Source organism: Streptomyces capitiformicae (genome assembly GCF_002214185.1).
GTDB classification, from domain to species: domain Bacteria; phylum Actinomycetota; class Actinomycetes; order Streptomycetales; family Streptomycetaceae; genus Streptomyces; species Streptomyces capitiformicae.
The window spans coordinates 8,813,358-8,834,228 of the sequence record NZ_CP022161.1; the positions used below are offsets into that span (position 1 = coordinate 8,813,358).

Sequence of the window (20,871 nt, forward strand, 5' to 3'; positions counted from 1 at the left end):
CTCGACCTGCGGTTGCGTCTTCAGAACAGGACAACTCACCAGCCACCCCGGAAAGGCGCACTCCATGGAGCGAGACAGATCGTCGCCGAACAGGCGGCGGATGTTGAAGGGCGCCACCCTCATCGCGATCCCTTACGCCTTGCTGCCGAGCCCTCGGGCCGGTGCTCAGTCCGCGGCCATCGACTACACGCACGCCGGATGGGAGCCGGCGAGCCCCGCCAGCTACACCGCGGCCGAGCGTCCGACGAGCCACTCGGTCGACCTGGTGATCATCCATGTGACGCAGACGACGTACAGGAACACCTTGCCCGTCTTCTGGAACCCGGCGAAGCAGGTCTCCGCGCACTACGTCCTCCGGTCGGCCGACGGGCGGGTCACCCAGTGCGTCCGTGAGCGCGACATCGCCTGGCACGCGGGCAACTGGGACTACAACGCGCGCAGCATCGGCATCGAGCACGAGGGCTGGGTGGACCGGCCCGAGTACTTCACCGGTGCCATGTACGAACAGTCGGCGGCGCTCACCGCGGCGATCTGCGAGAAATACGGCATACCCAAGGACCGTGCCCACATCATCGGTCACCACGAGGTGCCGGGCACCGACCACACCGACCCCGGGCCGCACTGGGACTGGGCGCGCTACATACGTCTGGTCAACGCCGTCTGAGGCGGGGAGCGGGACGGCGGACACCAGTGGTGCGGCCGAACAACGCGGGCGATGTCGCGCGGCTTGTCGGGGCAAGGGTCCGGCGGTGACGATGGTCCTTGCCGCGGATACCTTGCGAAGGTCTCGCGGATGTCTGTCGGGAGGCCGAGTTGACCGATCCATGGGTGGCTCTGGAGCCGGGAGCCGACCCCGTCGAGCGGGTGCGGGTGCTGCGCCGTGCCCATGAGGCGTTCACCGAGGGCGGCGCGGTGGCGCGGCCGGTCCGTTCCGTGGTGGCCGACTCGTGGCGGCGTTCGGCCAAGGCCGGCGTGGGGCCGGAGGGCACCGCGCTTGTGGAGCTGACGGACGGCGACCTCGGTGCCTATCGCGCGGAGCATCCGCTGGCCAGGGTGATGCCGTTGGTCCGCGAGTTGCTGGGCACGTTCGCGGCGGACGGCGAGCATCTGCTGGCCGTGTGCGACGCACAGGGCAGGCTGCTGTGGGTGGAGGGTGATCCGGCGACCAGACGGCGGGCGGACCGGATGAACTTCGTGCCGGGAGCGCGCTGGGCGGAGTCCGCCGTCGGCACGAACGCGCCGGGGACCGCGGTCGCCGTCGACCGGCCCGTGCAGGTGTTCGCGGCCGAGCACTTCATACGGCGGGTGCAGCCCTGGACGTGCGCGGCGGCGCCGGTGCACGATCCGCGCACCGGGCGGGTGCTCGGCGCGGTCGACATCACCGGCGGCGACGGACTGGCGCATCCGCACAGCCTCGGCTTCGTGCAAGCGGTGGCACGGGCCGCCGAGTCACAACTGGCGCTGCTCGAACCGCCGGGGAGCACGGCCGACGGGGTCGAGCTCACCGCCCTCGGCCGAGACGAGGCCCACTTTCTCGTCGGCGGGCGAAAGGTCAGGCTCAGTCGGCGGCACAGCGAGATCCTGGTGCTGCTGGCCCGGCACCCGGAGGGGCTGTCCGGCGACGAGTTGCTCTGCGCGCTGTACGAGGACGAGTCGGTGACGCCGGTGACACTGCGGGCAGAGCTGGCCCGGCTGCGCCGACGACTCGGGGCGGGTCTGCTGGGGTCGCGTCCGTACCGGCTCACGGTTCCGGTGGAGTCCGATGTCGCTGTGGTGGAGCGGAGGTTGGAGACGGGCGCGGTCATGTCGGCCGTGACGGCGTACGGGGGTCCGTTGCTGCCCGGTTCGCAGGCCCCGGCCGTCGTACGGCTGCGGCACCGGCTCGCAGACGGACTGCGCTCGGCGCTCATAGCCCGCCGCGATCCCGACCTCCTGGCGGACTGGGCCCACGCTCCCTGGGGCGAGGACGACCTCGACGTATGGCGGGCCCTGGCCGCCGTACGCCCGACGGCGGCCGTACGGGCGAGGCTGCGCGAACTGGAGGCGGAGCTGGCGGCACCGCCGGGGTGGGAGCGAGGTGGAGGAGGGCTGCGGCGAGTGTCGCTCGGCTCGCAGGGCCTCGGCGGATAGCTGAGCCCACGAGGCAAGGCGCCGCAACGTCGTTGCAACATTCGGGTTCCTAGCCTCCTCGCGAGAGCCGCCCAATGGCGGGTGGCGCTTCTTGGGAGGCAGGTATTCCATGACCCGTTTCGCAGCGCCCGGTACGGATGGCGCGGTCGTCTCCTATGAGGCGCGGTACGACCACTTCATCGGGGGTGAGTATGTGCCGCCGGCGCGGGGGCAGTACTTCGAGAACCCGAGTCCGGTGAACGGGTTGCCGTTCACCGAGGTGGCGCGGGGTACGAGCGAGGACGTGGAGCGGGCGTTGGACGCGGCGCACGCTGCCGCGCCCGGTTGGGGTCGTACCTCGGTGACCGAGCGTTCGGACATCCTGCGAAAGATCGCCGATCGCATGGAGGCGAACCTGGAGAAGCTGGCGGTCGCGGAGAGCTGGGAGAACGGCAAGCCGGTGCGTGAGACGCTGGCCGCCGACATTCCGCTGGCGATCGACCACTTCCGGTACTTCGCGGGGGCGATCCGCGCGCAGGAGGGTTCGCTGGCGGAGCTCGACAACGACACGGTGGCGTACCACTTCCACGAGCCGCTCGGGGTGGTCGCCCAGATCATTCCGTGGAACTTCCCGATCCTCATGGCGACCTGGAAGCTGGCACCCGCGCTGGCGGCCGGCAACGCGGTCGTGCTCAAGCCGGCCGAGCAGACCCCGGCGTCGATCCATGTCTGGCTGAGCCTCGTCGCGGACCTGCTGCCGCCGGGTGTGGTGAACATCGTCAACGGGTTCGGGGTGGAGGCGGGCAAGCCGCTGGCGTCGAGTTCGCGGGTGGCGAAGGTGGCGTTCACGGGCGAGACCACGACCGGGCGGCTGATCATGCAGTACGCCTCGGAGAACATCACACCGGTGACGCTCGAACTCGGCGGCAAGTCCCCGAACATCTTCTTCGACGATGTGTGCTCGTCGAACGACGACTTCCGCGACAAGGCCCTCGAAGGCTTCACGATGTTCGCGCTCAACCAGGGCGAGGTGTGCACCTGCCCGTCGCGGGCGCTGGTGCAGCGCGGCCACTATGCCGAGTTCATGGAGGCGGCCGTCGCCCGCACCGAGCAGATCAAGACGGGGCACCCGTTGGACACCGACACCATGATCGGCGCCCAGGCCTCCAACGACCAGTTGGAGAAGATCCTCTCCTACCTGGACATCGGCCGGCAGGAGGGCGCCAAGGTCCTCACCGGAGGTGAACGCATCGAACACGACGGCGAGTTGAAGGGCGGTTACTACGTCCAGCCGACGATCTTCGAGGGTGACAACCGGATGCGGATCTTCCAGGAGGAGATCTTCGGACCGGTCGTGTCCGTCACGTCGTTCAACGACTTCGACGACGCGATCAAAATCGCCAACGACACACTGTACGGCCTTGGGGCGGGGGTCTGGACGCGGGACGCCAACACCGCCTACCGCGCCGGCCGTTCCATCCAGGCGGGCCGCGTCTGGACGAACTGCTACCACGCGTACCCCGCCCACGCGGCGTTCGGCGGCTACAAGGGCTCGGGCATCGGCCGTGAGACTCACAAGATGATGCTGGACCACTATCAGCAGACGAAGAACGTTCTTTGTTCATACAGCCCTAAGAAACTTGGGTTCTTCTAGTAGGGCTCCGTTAGGTGTGCGTATCGGTCCTGTCTGAGGGCACTCGGGGGATGTGGATGCACATGAAGTAGAGCGGGCCTCACACCGGCCGAGACCAGACAGCGGCACCAACACGCCCTCGCGGCATAACGAACGAGTGTCCAAGATCACGGGGAAACTTCGGGAGTGCGACGAGTACCCCTTTGCCACCACCTATGAGGGCTCCGCGGAGCCCGACTACGACGCGGACGCGAAGAAGTTCAACTTCTCCGTCAAGCCGATCGCAAAGGCAGACAACGGTGCGGGCGGCAACCTGCTGCTCGGCTTCTATGCAAAGAACCGGATCATCGACGGAATGGAGGACGGCTTCATCGTGAAGATCGTCTCTTGATGTGCCGAGGGTGGGGGTGCTGCGCTGCCGGGCCCCCACCCTGCCGTGTTCAGGTCGTCGTGGGCCAGAACTGCACAAGGTACTTCTCCACGCCTTCGCCAGTACCTTCCTGCTCGGAAAGTGCCGCGGCCTCGCTGCGCCCGGCGCAGTTCACCCGCACATGCCAGGAGCCTCCCGAATCAGCAAGCGTGATCACATCATCGGCGCGCCCCAGACCCATTGACCACACGGCCACTTCACCGCTGGTCGACTCGAAGTCGGCCTCAGCTTGCTCGTCCCACCGCGAGGAATCCTGCACGGGCGGCTCCCCGTCCCACACCTCCACGGTGACCGAAGCGGTGTGCGTGTGGCCGGCACTGTAGATGTCGAGACGCCCCGGGAAGGCGTTCAGGAACACCTCGTCCGCGAAGTCGTCAGGGAACGGGACGGGCAGATCACCGTCATCGGACTCCTGGAACCCGAAGCCGTGATACTCGACATCCGCATCAAGATGTTGCTGCCGGACAAGCTCGGCCATAAGAGCCCCTTTGACATGACAAACGACTGGTCATCCCCGCGATCGTAAGTCGGTTTTCCCGAAGGTGCATTGGCATTGGCTTCCGGGCCGCTGAGCGGCCGAACCTCACTGTGACCGGCCAGATCAGCCACCCGGAAGTCCGGGGCGTTGTCCCGGGCGGAGCGTACGGCCCGGGCCAGTGCGGCGTAGTCGCCGGGCAGGTCCGCCAGCAGGGCATCCCGCAGCAGGTCGGTGCGTTCCCGGAGGGACAGCGGGGCGATCTGCCGCGGCGCTGGGCGCAGTGATCCGAGGCCGGAGTCCGGAGCGGCGCTCTCCATGGCGCTGATAAGGCTCAACGGTGTCGCGGCCGATGAGCTCGTCGGCGGATGGCATGCGGTCGCTTCTGTCACGTGAGGTGGTGCGGTGTGGTGGTGAGCTGCCGGTCGGCGTCAGCCAGGGCCGGCCTTCAGGACGCCCCCGCCCGCAGATGCGCCGTAACGCCCTGCAACCGCCCCCACGCCTCCGGATCCTCCGCCTCCCCCAGCGGGAAGTGCAGCCCCGGCCGGGCCGGTGTCCCCAGGCCCGTCGGCCGGACGGCGACCGGCGGGCGGCGGGCGTGATCGAACCCGATGGCATCCACATCGTCCGGGCCGAGGGTGAAGGCGTACGGGATCGGCGGACCCTCCAGGCGGGGCGCGGTCGTCAGGTCGGGGCGGGCGCGGCGGACGGAGGTGAGCATCGTCTTCAGGGCGTGGGTCTTGACCAGGGTCTCGGCCAGCGGCTGGATGCGGTCCAGGGGGAGTTCCTCGTCGGCGTCGTAGCCGATCGTCAGGATCACCTCCTCCTCCACACCCTTCGTCGTGCGGGTCACGCGGACCGTCGCCATGGCCGGGCGGCCGGGGCCGCCGACGACGACCAGGTGCGAGGGTTCGGGGGCACGTTCGCGGGCGAGGTCGGTCAACTGGCGTGGTGACCAGGGGAGGTTGACGGGCTCGGCGGTGCCCCAGCCGGTGGGGGGCGAGTCGGTCATGGCCGACCAGGCGGTCTCCAGGGCCCCGCCCAGCAGCAGCCGTTCGTCCGCCTTGTGGACGGTGCGGATGGCGAGGATCAGCTGGCGGCCGAGGGGGCTCTCCGGTGTTCGTGTGAAGGCCCCGGCCACCGTCGCCTCGCCGGACGCCTTCGTCAGCGCGGGCGCGAACGCCCCGTCCTGCCAGCGCAGCACCGCCCCCGACAGACCGTCGTAGTAGCCGCACTCGGGGTCCTGGACGACCCAGCGGTTGGGGACGCGGGCGAGGGTCGTACGGGCGGCGGAGGACAGCCGCACGTGGGGCGGGGTGACGATCTGCAGGGCGCGGCGGGAGGCCACGGCCGTGCGCATGATCTCCGCGAGCCAGGTGGTCAGAGCGACCACCGGGCGGTCGATCAGCACCACGGCGGCATTGTCGGTCACGACATCCACCGCCGGTTGTCCCGCGCCCGCCGACGGCACCGCGGACACGTCCACGATCTCCGTCGTCGCGGCGTCCGGCGGCCAAGTCGTCCCGCCGAGCAGAGCGTTGAGACGGCCGCACACCGAACCGGCGAGCTTCTCCGCCTCCGGTACGGCCGTCGAGGCACGGGCCTCCGTCCACCAGTACGGCGTCTGCACGGCCTGCCCCAGCAGCCGCTCCGCCTCGCCGGGCACCTGCACCAGCAGCGGCGATTCGACCGACACCAGCGGCCGCCCACCGGGGCCGTGGAGTTGTACGACCGCTCCGTCGGCCGCCGCCGACAGGTCCAGGTCGGAGCCGCCGGCGTACAGACTCGCCATGAGCGCCCAGACGTTGGGCATCTTCGGGGTGAGGGCGATGACGTCCTTGGTCACGGGCGTTCGCCCTCCTCGCTGTTGAGCGCCGTCTGGATCAGTTGATGGGCCCGGCCCCGGCGGACCAGCGTGCCCCGCCCGGCCGGCTGGGCGGAGGCGTACAGGCCGGGGAACAGCTGGCCCTCGCTGCGCTCACCGGTCATCAGCAGGGCCGCCGTGCCCGTTTCGCGGAGCGTCTGCAGCAGCGGCTCGTACATCGCCCGCGACGCGCCCGCGACCCGCCGCGCGATCACGAAGTGCAGGCCTATGTCCTGCGCCGAGGACACGTACGGCAGGAAAGGCGCGAGGGGTTGCTGACCGGCCGTCGTCAGGATGTCGTAGTCGTCGACCAGGATCACGATCCGCGGGCCCTTGAAGGACGGCTCGTCGGTCATCGCGTCCGGGTCGGCGGTCTCCGGCATCCGCTTCTCCAGCTCGCTCGCGATGCCCGACGCCAGGCCGACCGCGAGCTTGGCGTTGTGCGCGTAGCCGCCCCGGTACGGCTCGGGGATCACGCCCCGCAGACCGCGCCGGGGGTCGAAGACGCCGAAGACCAGCTCCTCGTCCGAGTACCGCTCCACGAGCCGGTCCGCGATCAGCTTCAGCAGGTTGGTCTTGCCGCACTCGTTGTCGCCGAGGATCAGCAGATGCTGGTCCGAGCCGAAGAGGTCGAGGACGGCGGGGGCGAGGGCGTCCTGGTCCACGCCGATGGGCACCCGTTGCGGCTCCGCGACGAGTGACGGCAGCTGTGCCACCGGCAGCCGGGTCGGCAACACCCTTACGGGCGGGGCCAGTTCGCCGTGCCAGGTGGAGCGGATCGTACGGGCCGCTTCCTCCAGCGCCGGACCGAGGTCGCCGGTCGACGGACGGCTGTCGAGGCGGGGGAGCGCGGTCTGCGCGAACAGCTTGCCGTCGGTCAGGACACGTCCCGGTGTGTCGGGCGAGAGCGTCTCGGAGAGCTTGCGGTCGACGCTCGAATCGCTCGGGTCGTTGAGCCGCAGCTCGACCCGGGTGCCGAACATCGACTGCGTGGCGATCCGTACGTCGTTCCAGCGGAGCATGCCGCCGACGACATGGATGCCGTAGCCGCCGCCGCGCTTGAGGAGGTCCACGACCGTGTCGTCGAGCTCGGCGAACTCGTCGCGCAGCGCGCCGAATCCGTCGATGAGGAGCACGACGTCGGTGGAGCCGAGTTCACGCAGCCTGCCCTGGGCGCGCAGGTGGCGCAGCTGGTCGATCGAGTCGATGCCGTGCTCGCGGAAGAGTTCCTCGCGCTCGATGAGCATCGTGCGCACCTCGGCGACCGTGCGCGCGGCCCGCTCCCGGTCGGCGCGGCCCGCGATCCCGCCGACGTGCGGCAGCCCGGAGAGGGCGGAGAGGCCCCCGCCGACCAGGTCGAGACCGTAGACGGCGACTTCGGCGGGTGTGTGGGTCGTCGCCAGGGACAGGGCCAGGGTGCGCAGCAGGGTCGTCTTGCCGGACTGCGGGCCGCCGATCACCGCCACATGGCCGCCCGCGACCGTCAGATCGAGCAACCAGTGGCCCTGCCACTGCTTCGCCGGATCGTCCAGCACACCCAGCGGCACCCGCAACGGGCCTTCCTTGACGGCGAGTTGAAGTCCACGCTCGTCCACCTGCACGGGGCCGGCCGCCGCGTCGAGCGTGATCGCGTCCGGCAGCGGCGGCAGCCAGATCCGGCGCACCGGCCGTGCGGCGGAGGCGAGTTGGCCGACCATCACCGACATCACCGTCGGCCCCGTCTCCCGCTTCGTCGCCTTGGGCTCCTCGGCCGTGTCGCCCGTGGCGGGCGCGCCGCTGTCGAGCGTGTTGTACGTCGGATACGGCCAGGCGAGCGGCGTGTCGTCCTCCTCCTGCTGGGCGAGCGCCGGCCCCCGGTAGGCGCCGGAGACGTACCCCGCCTTGAACCGCTCGTACGTCGACGTGTCCACCTTCAGATAGCCGAAGCCCGGCAGCGGCGGCAGATGGAAGGCATCCGTGGTGTCGAGGACGGTCCGCGACTCGTCGGCGGAGAAGGTCCGCAGCCCGAGCCGGTACGAGAGATAGGTGTCCAGGCCCTTGAGCTTGCCGCCCTCGATGCGCTGGCTGGAGAGCAGCAGATGGACGCCGATGGAACGGCCGATGCGGCCGATGGACAGGAACAGGTCGATGAAGTCCGGCTTGGCGGTGAGGAGTTCACCGAACTCGTCGATCACGACGAAGAGATGCGGAAGCGGTTCGAGGTCCGGGCGCCGGGTCGCGCGCAGGGCGGCGTAGTGCCCGATGTCGGCCACGTTCCCGGCGTCCTTCAGTACCTGCTGCCGGCGCTTGACCTCGCCCGCGAGGCTGGAGTGCACGCGCTCGACGAGCCCGGCCTGGTTCTCCAGGTTGGTGATCACGCCCGCGACGTGCGGGAGTTCGGTGAACGGGGCGAAGGTCGCGCCGCCCTTGTAGTCGACCAGGACGAGGGCGAGATCCTCGGGGGAGTGGGTGGCGGCGAGGGCCAGTACGAGGGTGCGCAGCAGTTCGCTCTTGCCGGAACCGGTCGCGCCCACGCACAGCCCGTGCGGGCCCATGCCCAGCTCGGACGACTCCTTGAGGTCGAGCAGCACCGGCTCATGACGGTCCGTCAAACCGATCGGCACGCGCAGGAACTCCCGCTCGCCGCGCGGCGCCCACAACCGGGCCAGATCCAGCAGGGCCGGGTCGTCGACGCCGAGCAGGCCGGGGAAGTCGACGGGCCCGGTGACCGGGGCGCCCTCCGCCGCCGACTCGGCCGACAGACGCAGCGGCGCCAGCAGCCGGGCGAGGCCCTCGGCACCGGCGGCGGTCACGTCGTCGGACGTGCCCTCGGCGACCGTAGGGGTCTGCCTGAGGTCCTCGACGACGACCTCGTCGCCCCGCACCGTGATCCGCACCGACACCTGGTCCGGCTCGTGCACCTGCTCCGCCAGCAGATGCAGCACGGTCACCCCCATGTCGCCGAGCCCCACCGCCGTGTCGGGCAGCGGCAGTTCGGTCGCGGTCTCCCCGTACTCGTCACTCACCACGAGCATGCGCGAGGCCAGCCGCAGGGCGTTCCGGTCGGCCAGTCCCCGGCGGACCTCCGCCGCGTACGAGGCACGCCGGCCCAGCTCATGACGGAAGTGCCGGGCCAGCTGCGGCAGACTCGGCGCGATACGGCGGGCGGCGACCGGACCGTCGTGCTCCTGGCCATCCAGCACATGCGGCAGCCACTTGGCCCACTCCCAGTCGCCCAACCGCTCCCCGGGCACCCCGAGCGCGACGGCCACGTCATCGGGGGCGTGCGTGACGGCGACCTGGACGAGCAGCGCCCGGGCCACCCGCAGCACGCCCTCCCGGTCGCCCACGACACTGACGTTGCCCACGCGGTCCAACGGCACCGTGATCGGGCAGTCGCTCGCCATCGAGTAGCGGGCCAGCAGCGCGCGGGCCTCGTTCAGCATGAACGGGTCCGGCGGCGTCAGCACCCCGCCCTGGTTCTGCCCGATGGCCAGCTCCGCCACGGGCACATCACCCGTACCGACCCGCACCCGGAGGAAGTCCGCATCCCGCCGCCGACGCTCCCAGAGCCGGGCGGGGTCGCGTACGAGGTCGTAGAGGGCCTCCGGGGGCGGGTTGAGCTCCCGTGCCAACCGCCGCCGGTCACGCTCCTCGTTCCCGAACTCCTCGCGCAGCTCCTCCAGATACTCCAGGTAGCGCTCGCGCTGCGTACGCCGCGTGCGCTGCGCCTTGCCGCGCTGGGAGAGGAAGAGGGCGACCGCGCCGAGCAGGGCGAAGACCAGCACGATCGCGCCGAGCGCCGCGAACTGGCTGCTGCGGATCACGGTCATCATCACGACCGAGCCCATGACACCCGCCATCGGCAGCAACGCCGTCGCCGGGCTGCCCGCCTTGCCCTCCGGGAGGTTCGGCGGCGGCTCGATCGTGCGGGCCGGGGCGGACGCGAGCGGGCGGGTGCTGCGCGCGGGCCGGTGGATCAGCTGCTGGGTCATCGCATCCTCACCGCCCGGGTCATCGCCTCCGCCGCCAGCGTGACGGCCGCGTCGCGGGTCTCCTGGCCCAGGAGGGCGGTGCGGATGGGGCCGCCCTGGGCGAGATGCCGGTCGTAGGGGACGGAGACGACGTGCACGCCGGACTCCTTGAGGTGCGCCACCGCCGTCTTCCGGTCCAGCGTGACGTCGGGGGAGTTGGCGGTCAGCGCGACGACGGTCGAGGCGAGCGCGGAGTGCGGCAACTGACCGAGCCAGTCCAGGACCTGCCGGGTGCCGTTGACGCCCTCGGCGGTCATGGGTGCGACGACCACGCGCGCGTGGGCCGTGTCCATCGCGGTACGGGCCACCTCACCCGGCAGCGTCTCGCAGTCCACCACGGTCACCGCGAAGTAGCGCCGCAGCGCGAGCGTCACCGTGCGGTACGTGGTGATGTCCAGCGGCGCCCCGACCCGCCCCTGACTGGCGGGCAGCAACCAGCCCCCGTCCGACACGGGCACCAAGTAGCCGGTGACATCGGTGAGTTGCATCGCCGGGTTGAGGATCTGGGCGAGATCGGCCGCCGCCCAGCGCACGGAGTCGGCCCCCATCCGCACCGGCAGCGTGCCGAGCGCGGCGTCCGCCTCCAGGGTGAGCACCGGGTCGTGCCGGTAGTGGTTGAACGTCCGCCCCAGCAGCGCGGCCACGGTCGACTTCCCGACCCCGCCCCGGATCGACGTCACGGCGATCACCCGCCCCGTCGTCACCGGCTGCTGCAACTCCTGAGCGATCCGCGTCTCCTCCGCCACGTCCTGCGCGGCGGAGGACGCCAGCTTCCGCAGCGACCGCCCCGTACGCCGGGCCACGGAGTCGCCGTGCTGCGGGCGACCGAGCGCGTGGGCGAGCCGGGGGTCGATGGTGGGCACGGACTCGGGTGCGTGGGCGGGCGACTGCGGCATACGGGAGCCCCGCGGGGCCGGCGCGGAGGCCGGGGGAGCGCCGGGGGCGGCGGGCCGGGGATCGCCGGGCTGGGCAGGCGAGGTGGGCTCAGCGGGCCGGCCGGGCTGCCGGGGATCCCCCGGCGGCTGCGCGTGCGCCTGCGCGGCGGCGTGGGGGAGGCCCGTACGGGGGTCCACGAAAGGCGCCGGGTGGATCGGCGGCTGTACGACGGGTGCGGGCACCGGCGGCTGTACGACCGGCCGCACCGGCGGTGTGACGACGGGCCGCACCGGCGGCTGCGCACCCTGCGACGATGCCGATGCCGATGCCGATGCCGATGCCGATGCCGACGATGCCGACGATGCCTCGAACGACCCGGGCGGCTCAGCCGACTCGGACGGCACCGACCGCACCAGCCTCAGCGTCGGTTCCGCCCGACGGGCAGGCGCATGGGGAGCCCCCGCCGCGCCCGACCCCGCCCCGGACGCCGACTCGGCCGCCGCGTCGCCACCCGACCCGGCACCTTCCCGGTCCCGGCCCAGCTCGCGCAGCACATCCCGCTGCCAGTCCTCTGCCTGCGCCATGTCGGCCCCCAGCTCCTACGCGAAGGTGTCGAGCAGTCGTCCGTACACGCCGAACACCCCGATGAGCAGCGGGAACAGGGCGATGACACCGATGGACTCCAGCGTGTCGCCGAGGCGCCGGAGCCGTACCCGTACGTGCTCGGCGGGCTCCACGGCGAGCACCAGCAGCGGCAGGGCGGCCAGCAGCGCGAGTACGGCGAGCGGGCCGGCCGCGGCGCCGGAGTGCTCCAGCCAGACCGAGACGAGCCGCACCGCGAGCACCGACGCCGCGCCGAACAGCACCACGACCTCCGCGACCAGCGGGAACGCCCGGGCGCGCAGCGCGAGAACGACCATGGTGACGACGGCCAGCGGGACGGTCCACTTGGTGGGCGCGCGCAGCGCGAACCCCCCGGCCGCGGTCGCCGAGACGGCCATGGTGACCGTGGCGAGCGCCAGCCCCCGGTGCGTGGCGGTGAGCGCGGCGGCCACCTGGTAGCGGCTCACCGAGGCACCGCCGGAGCGCCGGTCGTCGAGGCCGGAAAGGCCCGACGCCATCAGCGCGAGCCTGGGCAGCAGCCCGAGCACGATCACGGAGACCACCGCGAGAACGGCCCCCATCTCGGCCTGCTCCACCACCGGCACCGAGTCCGCCATCGTGCCCGACACGAACGCGGCGACCCCCAGCCAGCATACGATGGCCCCGGCCAGAGCCCCGGCCCCGACCAGTCCGCCGCGGCCGAGCGGGGTGAACAGTCCGAACAGGACGAGGGTGACGACCCCGGCGGTCGCCATGGCCGCGACCTGCGGCATACCGGACCAGCCCTCGGCGTCGGCCAGGGTGGCGGCGCCGAGCAGGCCCAGCGCACCGGCCGTGGCGATCAGCGTCGTGGCCAGCCCGCGCTTCCCGGCCCGCCCGAGCAGCGCGCCCGCGAGCGCGGCCACCACGGAGACGGCGAGCAGCGCGCCCGCCACCGTCCCCGGCTCGTACGCGTCCCGCGCGAACACCCCGGCGGTCAGGGCCCAGCCGACCGTGGCGAGCCCGGCCGTGACGCGCCGGGCGGCCGGACGCCAGCGCCGGCCGCGCGCGTCGAGATCCTCGGCGGCCTCGTCCGTGACGTCGTGCACGACAGGCGCCGACGGCGCGTCCTCGGCGCGCACGAGCCGCAGTACGGCACCGTCCGGGATCGCGGCCGACTCCAGCGTGCTGTCGTGTGCCAGCGCGGAACCGTCCGCGGTGACGAGATGACGCAACTCGGGCCGCCCGCCGACCCGGTCGTCGAGCAGCCGCATGATCTCCGGGAGCAGCAGACCGACCGGCTCCCGCGACGGCAGCACGAGATCGACGCGTCGCCGCTCGCCGACCAGCGTCACCCGGCTGAGCGCCGTACGCATGCTGTCGGTTGTCTGTCCCAGAGCCCCCGTAGCCATCACGCGATCGAACCTATCACCGGGTAGAAGTGCTGGTCGGGGCTGTGGAAAACGTCGGAGAAGGGGTTGTGGACAACGTCGGGGAAGGCGTGCCGGAGGGCTGCACGGAACTCCCGTACGGGCTCTTGCCGATGATGCGGTTCGACACGAAAGACCACCCCACACACCCCGCGCACAACACCGCCGCGATCACGATCCCGGCGAACACCTTCCCGACCCGCTCGTCGACCGAACGCCGCTGCCGCCCGGCCCCGAACAGCAGGGCGTCCCGCAGCCGTCGGCGCCGCACCGACACCGACTCCAGCAACTGGCTGTCGTAATCCTGCGCTGCCACCGCTACGGGACCCCTACCACTTCCGTGAACACCCCCGGACTACCTGCCCGTCAGCCGATCTGGTCGACCGCCGCGCGGGCCTTGGCCTGGGTGGCCTGGGCGGTGCCGTCGTTCTGCTCCAGCGTGGTGCGCACCAGGCGGATGATCTCGCGGACCTCGCCCGCGGCCTTCTTCCAGCGCTCTTCCTTGCCGTGGTACTCGTCCGAGACCCCGTCGGCCTGGAAGTCGGTCATCGCGGCCTTGACGGCGGCGTCACGGTCGCCGAGCACCCGCTCCAACTGGCCCACGATCGTGCCGAGCGCGGTCTGCACCTCACTCGAGGCGCCGGTGTCGTACGAACGGCGGTCCTGGTTCTGACCCATGGTGAATCCCCCTTAGCTGCTTATCGGGCGCCGAAGCGGGCCGCGTCGAAGTTGGCCAGGCCCATGTTCTGGTTGGCGTTGTCCTGGGACTCGATATCACCGGTGCCGAACGCGTTGTCCATGCCCGACTGACCGCCCAGGATCGCGGCGAGCGAGCCGTTCAGGTCGGCGGTGATCTCGTCCGCGCGGTTCTTGAACGAGTCGAACGCGACCTTGCCCGCGCCGTTGAACTTGCCCTCCAGTGGCTCCGCCGCGCTGATCAGCAACTGGATCAGCGTTCCCAGGTCGTCACTCGACCCGAGTGTGCTCTTCCCGAGGTCCGCCAGAGTCGTCGACCCCATGTCGAACTTCACGTCGTGTCCACCCCCGTGTGTCTGGGTCACCTACGTCTCGAACATGCTCTCCCACAACGCGTTGCAGCCGCAACGCACAAGTGTGTGAAGTGACATGATCGGGACATAACCAGAACCTGCCCGAGAACCTGCCCGGAAAGTTCTCCCGAAGGGAGCCGGAAAAATTCTCCGGAGGCCGTACAACCCTTCCCCCAACTCGCAGGTCGTACTTGGCATCAGGACTTCTCGGAGGGGGATCTGGGGGGATCGCGGGGGTTCTGATACGGAGGGGAAACCGAGGGGCCCGGTCCACTGGACCGGGCCCCTCGAAGCATGCCGGGGCACCCTGCTGGGACTGCTTCAGCCTGCTCAGAAGAAAACACCGCAGCGCAACAGCACATTCGCGTACGGCCGCGCCTCCCCCGTCCGTACGACCAGCCGCGCCCCCGCCGACAACTCCTTCAGCTTCTCGTGGGAGACCAACTCCAGCTCGGGGAACCGGTCCTCCAGCAGAGCCGCCGCCTCCAGGTTCGCCTCGCGGACCTCGAACGCCGCGGTCGCGCCCTCGACCACGAGCTCGTCGAGCAGCCCGTCCAGCACCTCGGCGAACGACGGCACCCCGGCCCGGAACGCGAGGTCCACCACACGCGGCCCCTCCGGCACGGGCATGCCGGCGTCGCACACCAGCACCTCGTGCCCATGTCCCAACTCGGCGAGGGCGCCCGACAGATGACGGTTGAGGATCCCGGCCCGCTTCACAGCGCCTCGACCTCCTCCGCGGTCGGGAAGGACACCTGCGCCCCGGCCTTCGTGACGGCGGCGGCCCCGACCCGGGCCGCGTACGCGGCGGCCTCGGCGGGCGCCGCGCCCGCGCCCAGCTTCCACGCCAGCGCGGCGGTGAACGCGTCTCCGGCCCCCGTGGTGTCCACGGCCTCCACCTTCACGGCGGCCACCCGCGCACTGCCCTCGGCGGTCGCGACCAGCGCCCCCTCCGCCCCCAGCGTGACGACCACCGAACGCGGCCCGAGCGCCAGCAGCGCCCGCGCCCAGTCCTCCGGCGAACCCTCCAGCTCACCCCCGACGATGACCCGCGCCTCGTGCTCGTTGACGATCAGCGGATCACAGGTGGCCAGCACCTCCTCGGGCAACTCCCGCGGCGGCGACGGGTTCAGCACGAACCGCGTCCCCTCCGGCAACCGCCGTACGACCTCCACGACCGTCTCCAACGGGATCTCCAACTGCGCCGAGACCACCCGGGAGGCCCGCAGGAGCGCGTCGGCGGCCCGGACGTCCTCGGGGGTCAGCTTCCCGTTGGCGCCGGGCGACACCACGATGCTGTTGTCCCCGGACGGGTCCACCGTGATCAGCGCGACCCCGGTCGGCGCCCCGCCGACCAGCACACCCGCCGTGTCGACCCCGGAATCCCCCAGTGAGTCGAGCAGCAGCCGGCCGTTGCCGTCGTCGCCGACCCGGGCCAACAGGGCCGTACGGGCGCCCAGTCGGGCCGCCGCGACAGCCTGGTTGGCGCCCTTGCCGCCCGGGTGGACGGCCAGGTCGGAGCCGAGCACGGTCTCCCCGGCGCCCGGCCGCCGCTCGACACCGATCACCAGGTCGGCGTTGGCCGATCCCACGACCAGGAGGTCGTAGTCGTACATGAAACATCTCCCTGTGCTGTGGGGGGTTGGAACAGGGGCTGACAGACAACAGATGACGTCATCTGTTGATCGTCAACCGTTGATCGTCAGCCGCTGAACTCGGCCACGTTCTCCAACGTGACCACCTTCACCGGCACCATCACCGACTTCTGGACCTTCTCGCCCTCGGCGGCCTTGACCGCGTTGCGCACGGCGATCCTGCCGAGTTCGGCGGGCTGCTGCGCGACCGACGCGTACAGCGTGCCGTTCTCCACGGCCTTCAGTCCGTCGGCCGTGCCGTCGAAGCCGATGACCTGGACGGACTTGCCGGCCTTGGAGCCCAGCGCCTTGATCGCGCCGAGGGCCATCTCGTCGTTCTCGGCGAAGACGCCGTCGACGTCGGGGTTGGCCTGGAGGAGGTTCGTCATCACGTCGAGGCCTTTGGTGCGGTCCCAGTCGGCGGGCTGCTTGGCGAGGACCTTGATGCCCGGGTAGGCCTTCAGACCCTCGGCGAAGCCGGCGCCGCGCTCCCGGCTGGCGGAGGTGCCCGCCTGGCCCTGGAGGATGACGATCTCGCCCTTGCCGCCCAGCTTCTGGGCGAGCGCCTTCGCGGCGAGTTTGCCGCCGCTGACGTTGTCGGAGGCGACGAGCGCGGCGGTGTTCGCGCCGTTGACCGCGCGGTCGACGGCCACCAGCGGGATGTCCGCCTTGTTCACGGCCTTGGCCGCCGGGGTCACCGCGTCGGAGTCCACCGGGTTGACGATGATCGTGCCGAGGCCCTCGCTGGTGAAGTTCTGCAGCTGGTTGGCCTGCTGCGAGGCGTCGTTCTGCGCGTCGGTGACGGACAGGTCCACGCCCAGCTTCTTCGCCTCGTCCTGCGCGCCGGCGCGGATCTGCACGAAGAAGGGGTTGTTGAGGGTGGACAGCGACAGCCCGATCTTCTGGCTCTTCGCCGCCGACGAACCGCTGTGCAGGAAGGAGGTCGCACCCACGACCGCCGCCGCGACCACCGCGGCCAGCACATACGTCGCCGCCTGTTTGCGCCGGTCCCCGGAGCCACCGGCACCGGCCGCGACCGGAGTGGCCCCGGCCTTGCGGCGGACCGTGTCCAGCAGCACCGCCAGCGCGATCACGACACCGATGACGACCTGCTGCCAGAACGCCGACACCGAAAGGAGGTTGAGGCCGTTGCGCAGCACCGCGAGGATCAGCGCGCCGATCAGCGTCCCCGAGGCCTTGCCCGTACCTCCGGCCAGCGAGGCGCCGCCGATGACGACCGCGGCGATCGCGTCGAGCTCGTAGCCCTGCGCGGCCTGCGGCTGCGCGGAGGAGAGACGGGAGGCGAGCACGATGCCCGCGGCGGCGGCGAACAGACCGGACAGGGCGTAGATCGCGAGCTTCTGCCGCTTCACCCGCAGACCGGACAGCCGGGCCGCCTCCTCGTTGCCACCGATCGCGTACATGGCACGCCCGATGTACGTACGCCCGAGGATCACCGCCGTGACGATCCCCATGACGACCATCATGAGAACCGGCACCGGCAGCCAGCCGCCCAGCGTGTCACCGAGGTGCGACACCGACTCCGGGAACGCGATCGGGCTGCCCTGTGAGATCACCAGCGACAGACCCCGGCCCACCGACAGCATGGCCAGCGTCGCGATGAACGGCGGGAGCTTCCCGTACGAGATGAGGAAGCCGTTGACGAGACCGCACGCGAGGCCGGTGACGATCGCGAGGATCACGGCCATCCAGACCGGGACGCCCTCCGAAGTGGCGCTCCAGGCCAGCACGGTGGCCGACAGGGCCGCCACCGAGCCGACCGACAGGTCGATGCCCGCCGACACGATCACGAAGGTGACGCCGAAGGCGAGGATGGCGGTCACGGCCGCCTGGACGCCGACGTTCAGCAGGTTGTCGGCCGTCAGGAAGTCGCCCGACAGCGCCGACATGGCGACGACGAGGACGATGAGCGCGGTGAGCGCCCCGTTGTCGAGCAGGAGTCGGCGAAGCCCCGAGGCGCCACTCGCGCCCGTAGTGCTCTTGAGCGTGTCAGCGGCCACGGGAGGCCTCCGTTTCACTGGTGAGGGTGGTGGGGTTGGAGACGGCGAGCGCCATCACGGCGTCCTGGGTTGCCTCGGCGGCGGGCAGCTCGCCCGCGATCCGCCCCTGGGCCATGACGAGGACCCGGTCGCTCATGCCGAGCACCTCGGGCAGATCGCTGGAGATCATGAGCACGGCGGCCCCGGCCGCGGTCAGCTCGTTGATCAGCTCGTAGATCTCGACCTTCGCGCCGACGTCGATGCCACGCGTCGGCTCGTCGAGGATCAGCACCTTGGTCTCCGCGAGCAGCCACTTGCCGATGACGACCTTCTGCTGGTTGCCGCCGGAGAGGGTGCGCACATGCTGGTGCAGCCCGGCCATGCGGACCCCGAGCTGTTCGGCGACCCGGGCCGCGTTCGCCCGCTGCCCCCTGAGGTCCACGAACCCGCCCTTGGTGGCGCCCCGCAGGGTGACCAGTCCGAGGTTCTCCTCGACGGAGGCGTCGAGCACCAGCCCCTGGCCCTTGCGGTCCTCGGGGACGAGCCCGATCCCGGCGGCCATCGCCGCGTTGACGTCGTCCTTGCGGACCGGGGCGCCGGCGACCTTCACGGCCCCCTTGTCGTACGGATCGGCGCCGAACACGGCCCGCACGACCTCCGTACGACCGGCCCCGACGAGCCCCGCGATACCGACGACCTCACCGGCCCGCACCTCGAAGCTCACATCATGGAAGACACCGTCCCTGGTGAGCCCCTCGACGACGAGCAACGCCTCCCCGGCGTCGGGCTGCTGCCGCGGGTACTGCTGGTCGATCGAGCGCCCCGCCATGAGCCGTACGAGCTCGTCCTCGGGCGTGGCGGCGGGCACCTGCCCGACACTCTTCCCGTCCCGGATGACGGTGACCCGATCCCCCAGGGCGGCGATCTCCTCCAGGTGATGCGTGATGAACACGATCCCGACGCCGTCCTCGCGCAGCCTGCGCACGATCGCGAAGAGCTTCTCGACCTCCTCGGTCGTCAGCACGGCGGTCGGCTCGTCCATGATCAACACACGTGCGTCGAGGCTGAGTGCCTTGGCGATCTCGACCATCTGAAGCCGGGCGATCCCGAGTTCACGCACACGCGCGCGTGGAGACACGTTCACACCGACGCGTTCGAGGAGTCCGGCGGCCTCGGTCTCCATCCGCTTCCGGTCGATCATCCCGAAGCGACGCGGCTGTCGTCCGAGGAAGATGTTCTCCGCGACCGTCAGATCGGGTACGAGGTTGAACTCCTGGTAGATGGTGGCGATCCCGAGGCGCTCGGAGTCCTGCGCGCCATGGATGGTCACTTCCCGGTCCTCGACGAAGACGCGCCCGGCGTCGGGCCGATAGGCACCGGAGAGCATCTTGATGAGGGTGCTCTTGCCCGCGCCGTTCTCACCGAGCAGTACGTGCACCTCGCCCCGGCGCAGATCGAAGTCGACGCCGTCCAGCGCGACCACACCGGGGAAGGTCTTCCGTATGCCTTCGATGCGCAGCAACTCGTCCGAATTGCTCACGAATGGCTCCTGTTCGTTACGGGGGACGGCTCTGAGGAAGCCGGTGGCTCGCCGCACGAGTGGCGTACGACAAGACGGGCGGGGAGGGTGACGGACTGCGGGGGCCGCCCCTCGATGCGGTCGACGAGCGCCCGTACGGCGGCTCGCCCCAGCTCACCGGTCGGCTGGGCGATCGCGGTGATCGGCGGGTCGGTGTGCACGAACCAGGGGATGTCGTCGAACGCGGCCAGTGCGATGTCGTCCGGAACGCGCATCCCGCGCGCGCGGATGGCGTCCAGCGCGCCCAGCGCCATCAGGTTGTCGGCCGCGAACACGACCTCGGGCGGCTCGGCCAGGTCGAGAAAGCCTTCGGTCACCCGACGCCCGCTCTCGGCCTGGAAATCGCCCTGCCCTGTGTAGGCCTCCGGGAGGGGGATCCCGTACTCGGCGAGGGCCGCCCGGAAGGCCTCGACACGCTCACTGCCGGTCGTGGTGGCGGCGGGCCCCGCGATGATCGCGAGCCGCCGGTGCCCGAGCCCGTGCAGATGCGCCATGAGATCCCGTATGGCACCCCGCCCGTCCGCCCGCACGACAGGCACGTCGACGCCCGGAATCCACCGGTCCACGAACACCATGGGCGTCCCCGACCGAGCGGCATCCAACATCAACGGCGACCCACCATCGGTAGGCGACACGAGAAGCCCGTCGATCCGCCGATCGAGCAGGTTCCGCACATGATGATCCTGAAGCTCGGGCCGCTCATCGGCGTTCCCGATGATCACGCTGTACCCCAGCGCCCGCGCCTCCTCCTCCACGGACCGCGCCAACTCCGTGAAGTAAGGGTTCATCACATCGCTGATGACGAGCCCGAGGGTGTGGGTCTGATCGGTACGCAGAGAGCGGGCGACGGCGTTGGGCCGGTACCCCAGCGCCTCCACGGCGGCCAGCACGCGCGCGCGTGCCTCCGCACTGACCGACGGATGGTCGTTCAGGACCCGCGACACCGTGGCGACGGACACCCTCGCCTCGGCAGCGACGTCCTTGATGCCGGCCATCGCCGTCCACCTCCTCGTGGAACTCGTAGGACTCGTGAGCCACACGTGATCGATCGCTTGGAATCGATTACATCGACGTGTACGGAGGATTGGAATCGATTACACGCCCGCAGGCAAGACGCCGAGACCAGATCGTGATGGCGGCCGAAGGTGCGCCTGTCGCGATCGACCCCCGGCCTCTTTCGAGTGAAGGGCCTCGGGA

The 20,871-nt window shown here is 70.8% G+C and carries 17 protein-coding genes; 4 read left to right on the forward strand and 13 right to left on the reverse strand.

The genetic code is table 11. The annotated features are described in order from the left end of the window. The first annotated feature begins 64 nt into the window (after positions 1–64). The 4 genes from CES90_RS39580 (at position 65) to CES90_RS39595 (ending at position 4,133) form a co-directional block, all read left to right on the forward strand. Positions 65–664, forward strand: coding sequence for an N-acetylmuramoyl-L-alanine amidase (locus CES90_RS39580; protein ID WP_189783438.1), 600 nt, complete (start codon positions 65–67; stop codon positions 662–664). 149 nt (positions 665–813) lie between these two features. Beyond that, entirely contained in the window at positions 814–2,130 is a 1,317-nt protein-coding gene (locus tag CES90_RS39585; protein WP_189783437.1) for a helix-turn-helix domain-containing protein, read from the forward strand. Between the two features lie 109 nt (positions 2,131–2,239). Next, a complete protein-coding gene (exaC, locus tag CES90_RS39590; protein WP_189783436.1) occupies positions 2,240–3,763 on the forward strand; it encodes an acetaldehyde dehydrogenase ExaC in 1,524 nt (507 codons plus the stop codon). A 52-nt stretch (positions 3,764–3,815) separates the two neighbouring features. Then, positions 3,816–4,133 carry a NucA/NucB deoxyribonuclease domain-containing protein gene (locus CES90_RS39595; RefSeq protein WP_456300563.1) on the forward strand — a complete coding sequence of 106 codons (318 nt, stop codon included), beginning with the start codon at positions 3,816–3,818 and terminating at the stop codon, positions 4,131–4,133. A 49-nt stretch (positions 4,134–4,182) separates the two neighbouring features. On the opposite strand, the gene CES90_RS39600 is transcribed toward CES90_RS39595, so the two are convergent. The 13 genes from CES90_RS39600 to CES90_RS39665 form a co-directional block, all read right to left on the reverse strand. After that, entirely contained in the window at positions 4,183–4,650 is a 468-nt protein-coding gene (locus CES90_RS39600; RefSeq protein WP_189787845.1) for a hypothetical protein, read from the reverse strand. A gap of 445 nt (positions 4,651–5,095) precedes the next feature. Then, entirely contained in the window at positions 5,096–6,493 is a 1,398-nt protein-coding gene (locus CES90_RS39610; protein WP_189787844.1) for a DUF6177 family protein, read from the reverse strand. Beyond that, positions 6,490–10,485, reverse strand: a complete 3,996-nt coding sequence (eccCa, locus tag CES90_RS39615; RefSeq protein WP_189787843.1) for a type VII secretion protein EccCa — start codon at positions 10,483–10,485, stop codon at positions 6,490–6,492. The genes CES90_RS39610 and eccCa overlap by 4 nt, the downstream gene beginning before the upstream one ends. Then, positions 10,482–11,984: a hypothetical protein gene (locus CES90_RS39620; protein WP_189787842.1), complete on the reverse strand. Its 1,503-nt coding sequence runs from the start codon at positions 11,982–11,984 to the stop codon at positions 10,482–10,484. The genes eccCa and CES90_RS39620 overlap by 4 nt, the downstream gene beginning before the upstream one ends. A gap of 15 nt (positions 11,985–11,999) precedes the next feature. Beyond that, the gene (gene eccD, locus CES90_RS39625) at positions 12,000–13,358 is read right to left on the reverse strand and encodes a type VII secretion integral membrane protein EccD (RefSeq protein WP_189787841.1); all 1,359 of its coding nucleotides are present in this window, start codon (positions 13,356–13,358) and stop codon (positions 12,000–12,002) included. A 52-nt stretch (positions 13,359–13,410) separates the two neighbouring features. Beyond that, on the reverse strand, positions 13,411–13,728 hold the full coding sequence (locus tag CES90_RS39630; RefSeq protein ID WP_208921570.1) for a hypothetical protein: 318 nt from the start codon (positions 13,726–13,728) through the stop codon (positions 13,411–13,413). Positions 13,729–13,778: 50 nt separating this feature from the next. Beyond that, a complete protein-coding gene (locus CES90_RS39635; RefSeq protein ID WP_189787839.1) occupies positions 13,779–14,090 on the reverse strand; it encodes a pore-forming ESAT-6 family protein in 312 nt (103 codons plus the stop codon). Positions 14,091–14,110: 20 nt separating this feature from the next. After that, the gene (locus CES90_RS39640) at positions 14,111–14,443 is read right to left on the reverse strand and encodes a hypothetical protein (protein ID WP_189787838.1); all 333 of its coding nucleotides are present in this window, start codon (positions 14,441–14,443) and stop codon (positions 14,111–14,113) included. Between the two features lie 348 nt (positions 14,444–14,791). Next, positions 14,792–15,181, reverse strand: coding sequence for a D-ribose pyranase (rbsD, locus tag CES90_RS39645; protein ID WP_189787837.1), 390 nt, complete (start codon positions 15,179–15,181; stop codon positions 14,792–14,794). After that, positions 15,178–16,077 carry a ribokinase gene (locus CES90_RS39650; RefSeq protein WP_189787836.1) on the reverse strand — a complete coding sequence of 300 codons (900 nt, stop codon included), beginning with the start codon at positions 16,075–16,077 and terminating at the stop codon, positions 15,178–15,180. The genes rbsD and CES90_RS39650 overlap by 4 nt, the downstream gene beginning before the upstream one ends. A gap of 86 nt (positions 16,078–16,163) precedes the next feature. Further along, positions 16,164–18,116 (reverse strand): ABC transporter permease/substrate-binding protein, encoded by a 1,953-nt coding sequence (locus CES90_RS39655; RefSeq protein ID WP_189787835.1) that lies wholly within the window; start codon positions 18,114–18,116, stop codon positions 16,164–16,166. Further along, positions 18,106–19,635 carry a sugar ABC transporter ATP-binding protein gene (locus CES90_RS39660; protein WP_189787834.1) on the reverse strand — a complete coding sequence of 510 codons (1,530 nt, stop codon included), beginning with the start codon at positions 19,633–19,635 and terminating at the stop codon, positions 18,106–18,108. Before CES90_RS39660 ends, CES90_RS39655 begins: the two co-directional genes overlap by 11 nt. Continuing rightward, positions 19,632–20,669 (reverse strand): LacI family DNA-binding transcriptional regulator, encoded by a 1,038-nt coding sequence (locus tag CES90_RS39665; RefSeq protein ID WP_189787833.1) that lies wholly within the window; start codon positions 20,667–20,669, stop codon positions 19,632–19,634. The genes CES90_RS39660 and CES90_RS39665 overlap by 4 nt, the downstream gene beginning before the upstream one ends. Positions 20,670–20,871: the final 202 nt, after the last annotated feature.

Bases quoted from the DNA above. Each gene is read 5' to 3' on its own strand.
- eccD (WP_189787841.1), bottom strand. From the start codon at position 13,358: ATGCGTACGGCGCTCAGCCGGGTGACGCTGGTCGGCGAGCGGCGACGC.
- CES90_RS39665 (WP_189787833.1), bottom strand. From the start codon at position 20,669: ATGGCCGGCATCAAGGACGTCGCTGCCGAGGCGAGGGTGTCCGTCGCC.
- CES90_RS39600 (WP_189787845.1), bottom strand. From the start codon at position 4,650: ATGGCCGAGCTTGTCCGGCAGCAACATCTTGATGCGGATGTCGAGTAT.
- CES90_RS39635 (WP_189787839.1), bottom strand. From the start codon at position 14,090: ATGGGTCAGAACCAGGACCGCCGTTCGTACGACACCGGCGCCTCGAGT.
- eccCa (WP_189787843.1), bottom strand. From the start codon at position 10,485: ATGACCCAGCAGCTGATCCACCGGCCCGCGCGCAGCACCCGCCCGCTC.
- exaC (WP_189783436.1), top strand. From the start codon at position 2,240: ATGACCCGTTTCGCAGCGCCCGGTACGGATGGCGCGGTCGTCTCCTAT.
- CES90_RS39620 (WP_189787842.1), bottom strand. From the start codon at position 11,984: ATGGCGCAGGCAGAGGACTGGCAGCGGGATGTGCTGCGCGAGCTGGGC.
- CES90_RS39580 (WP_189783438.1), top strand. From the start codon at position 65: ATGGAGCGAGACAGATCGTCGCCGAACAGGCGGCGGATGTTGAAGGGC.
- CES90_RS39650 (WP_189787836.1), bottom strand. From the start codon at position 16,077: ATGTACGACTACGACCTCCTGGTCGTGGGATCGGCCAACGCCGACCTG.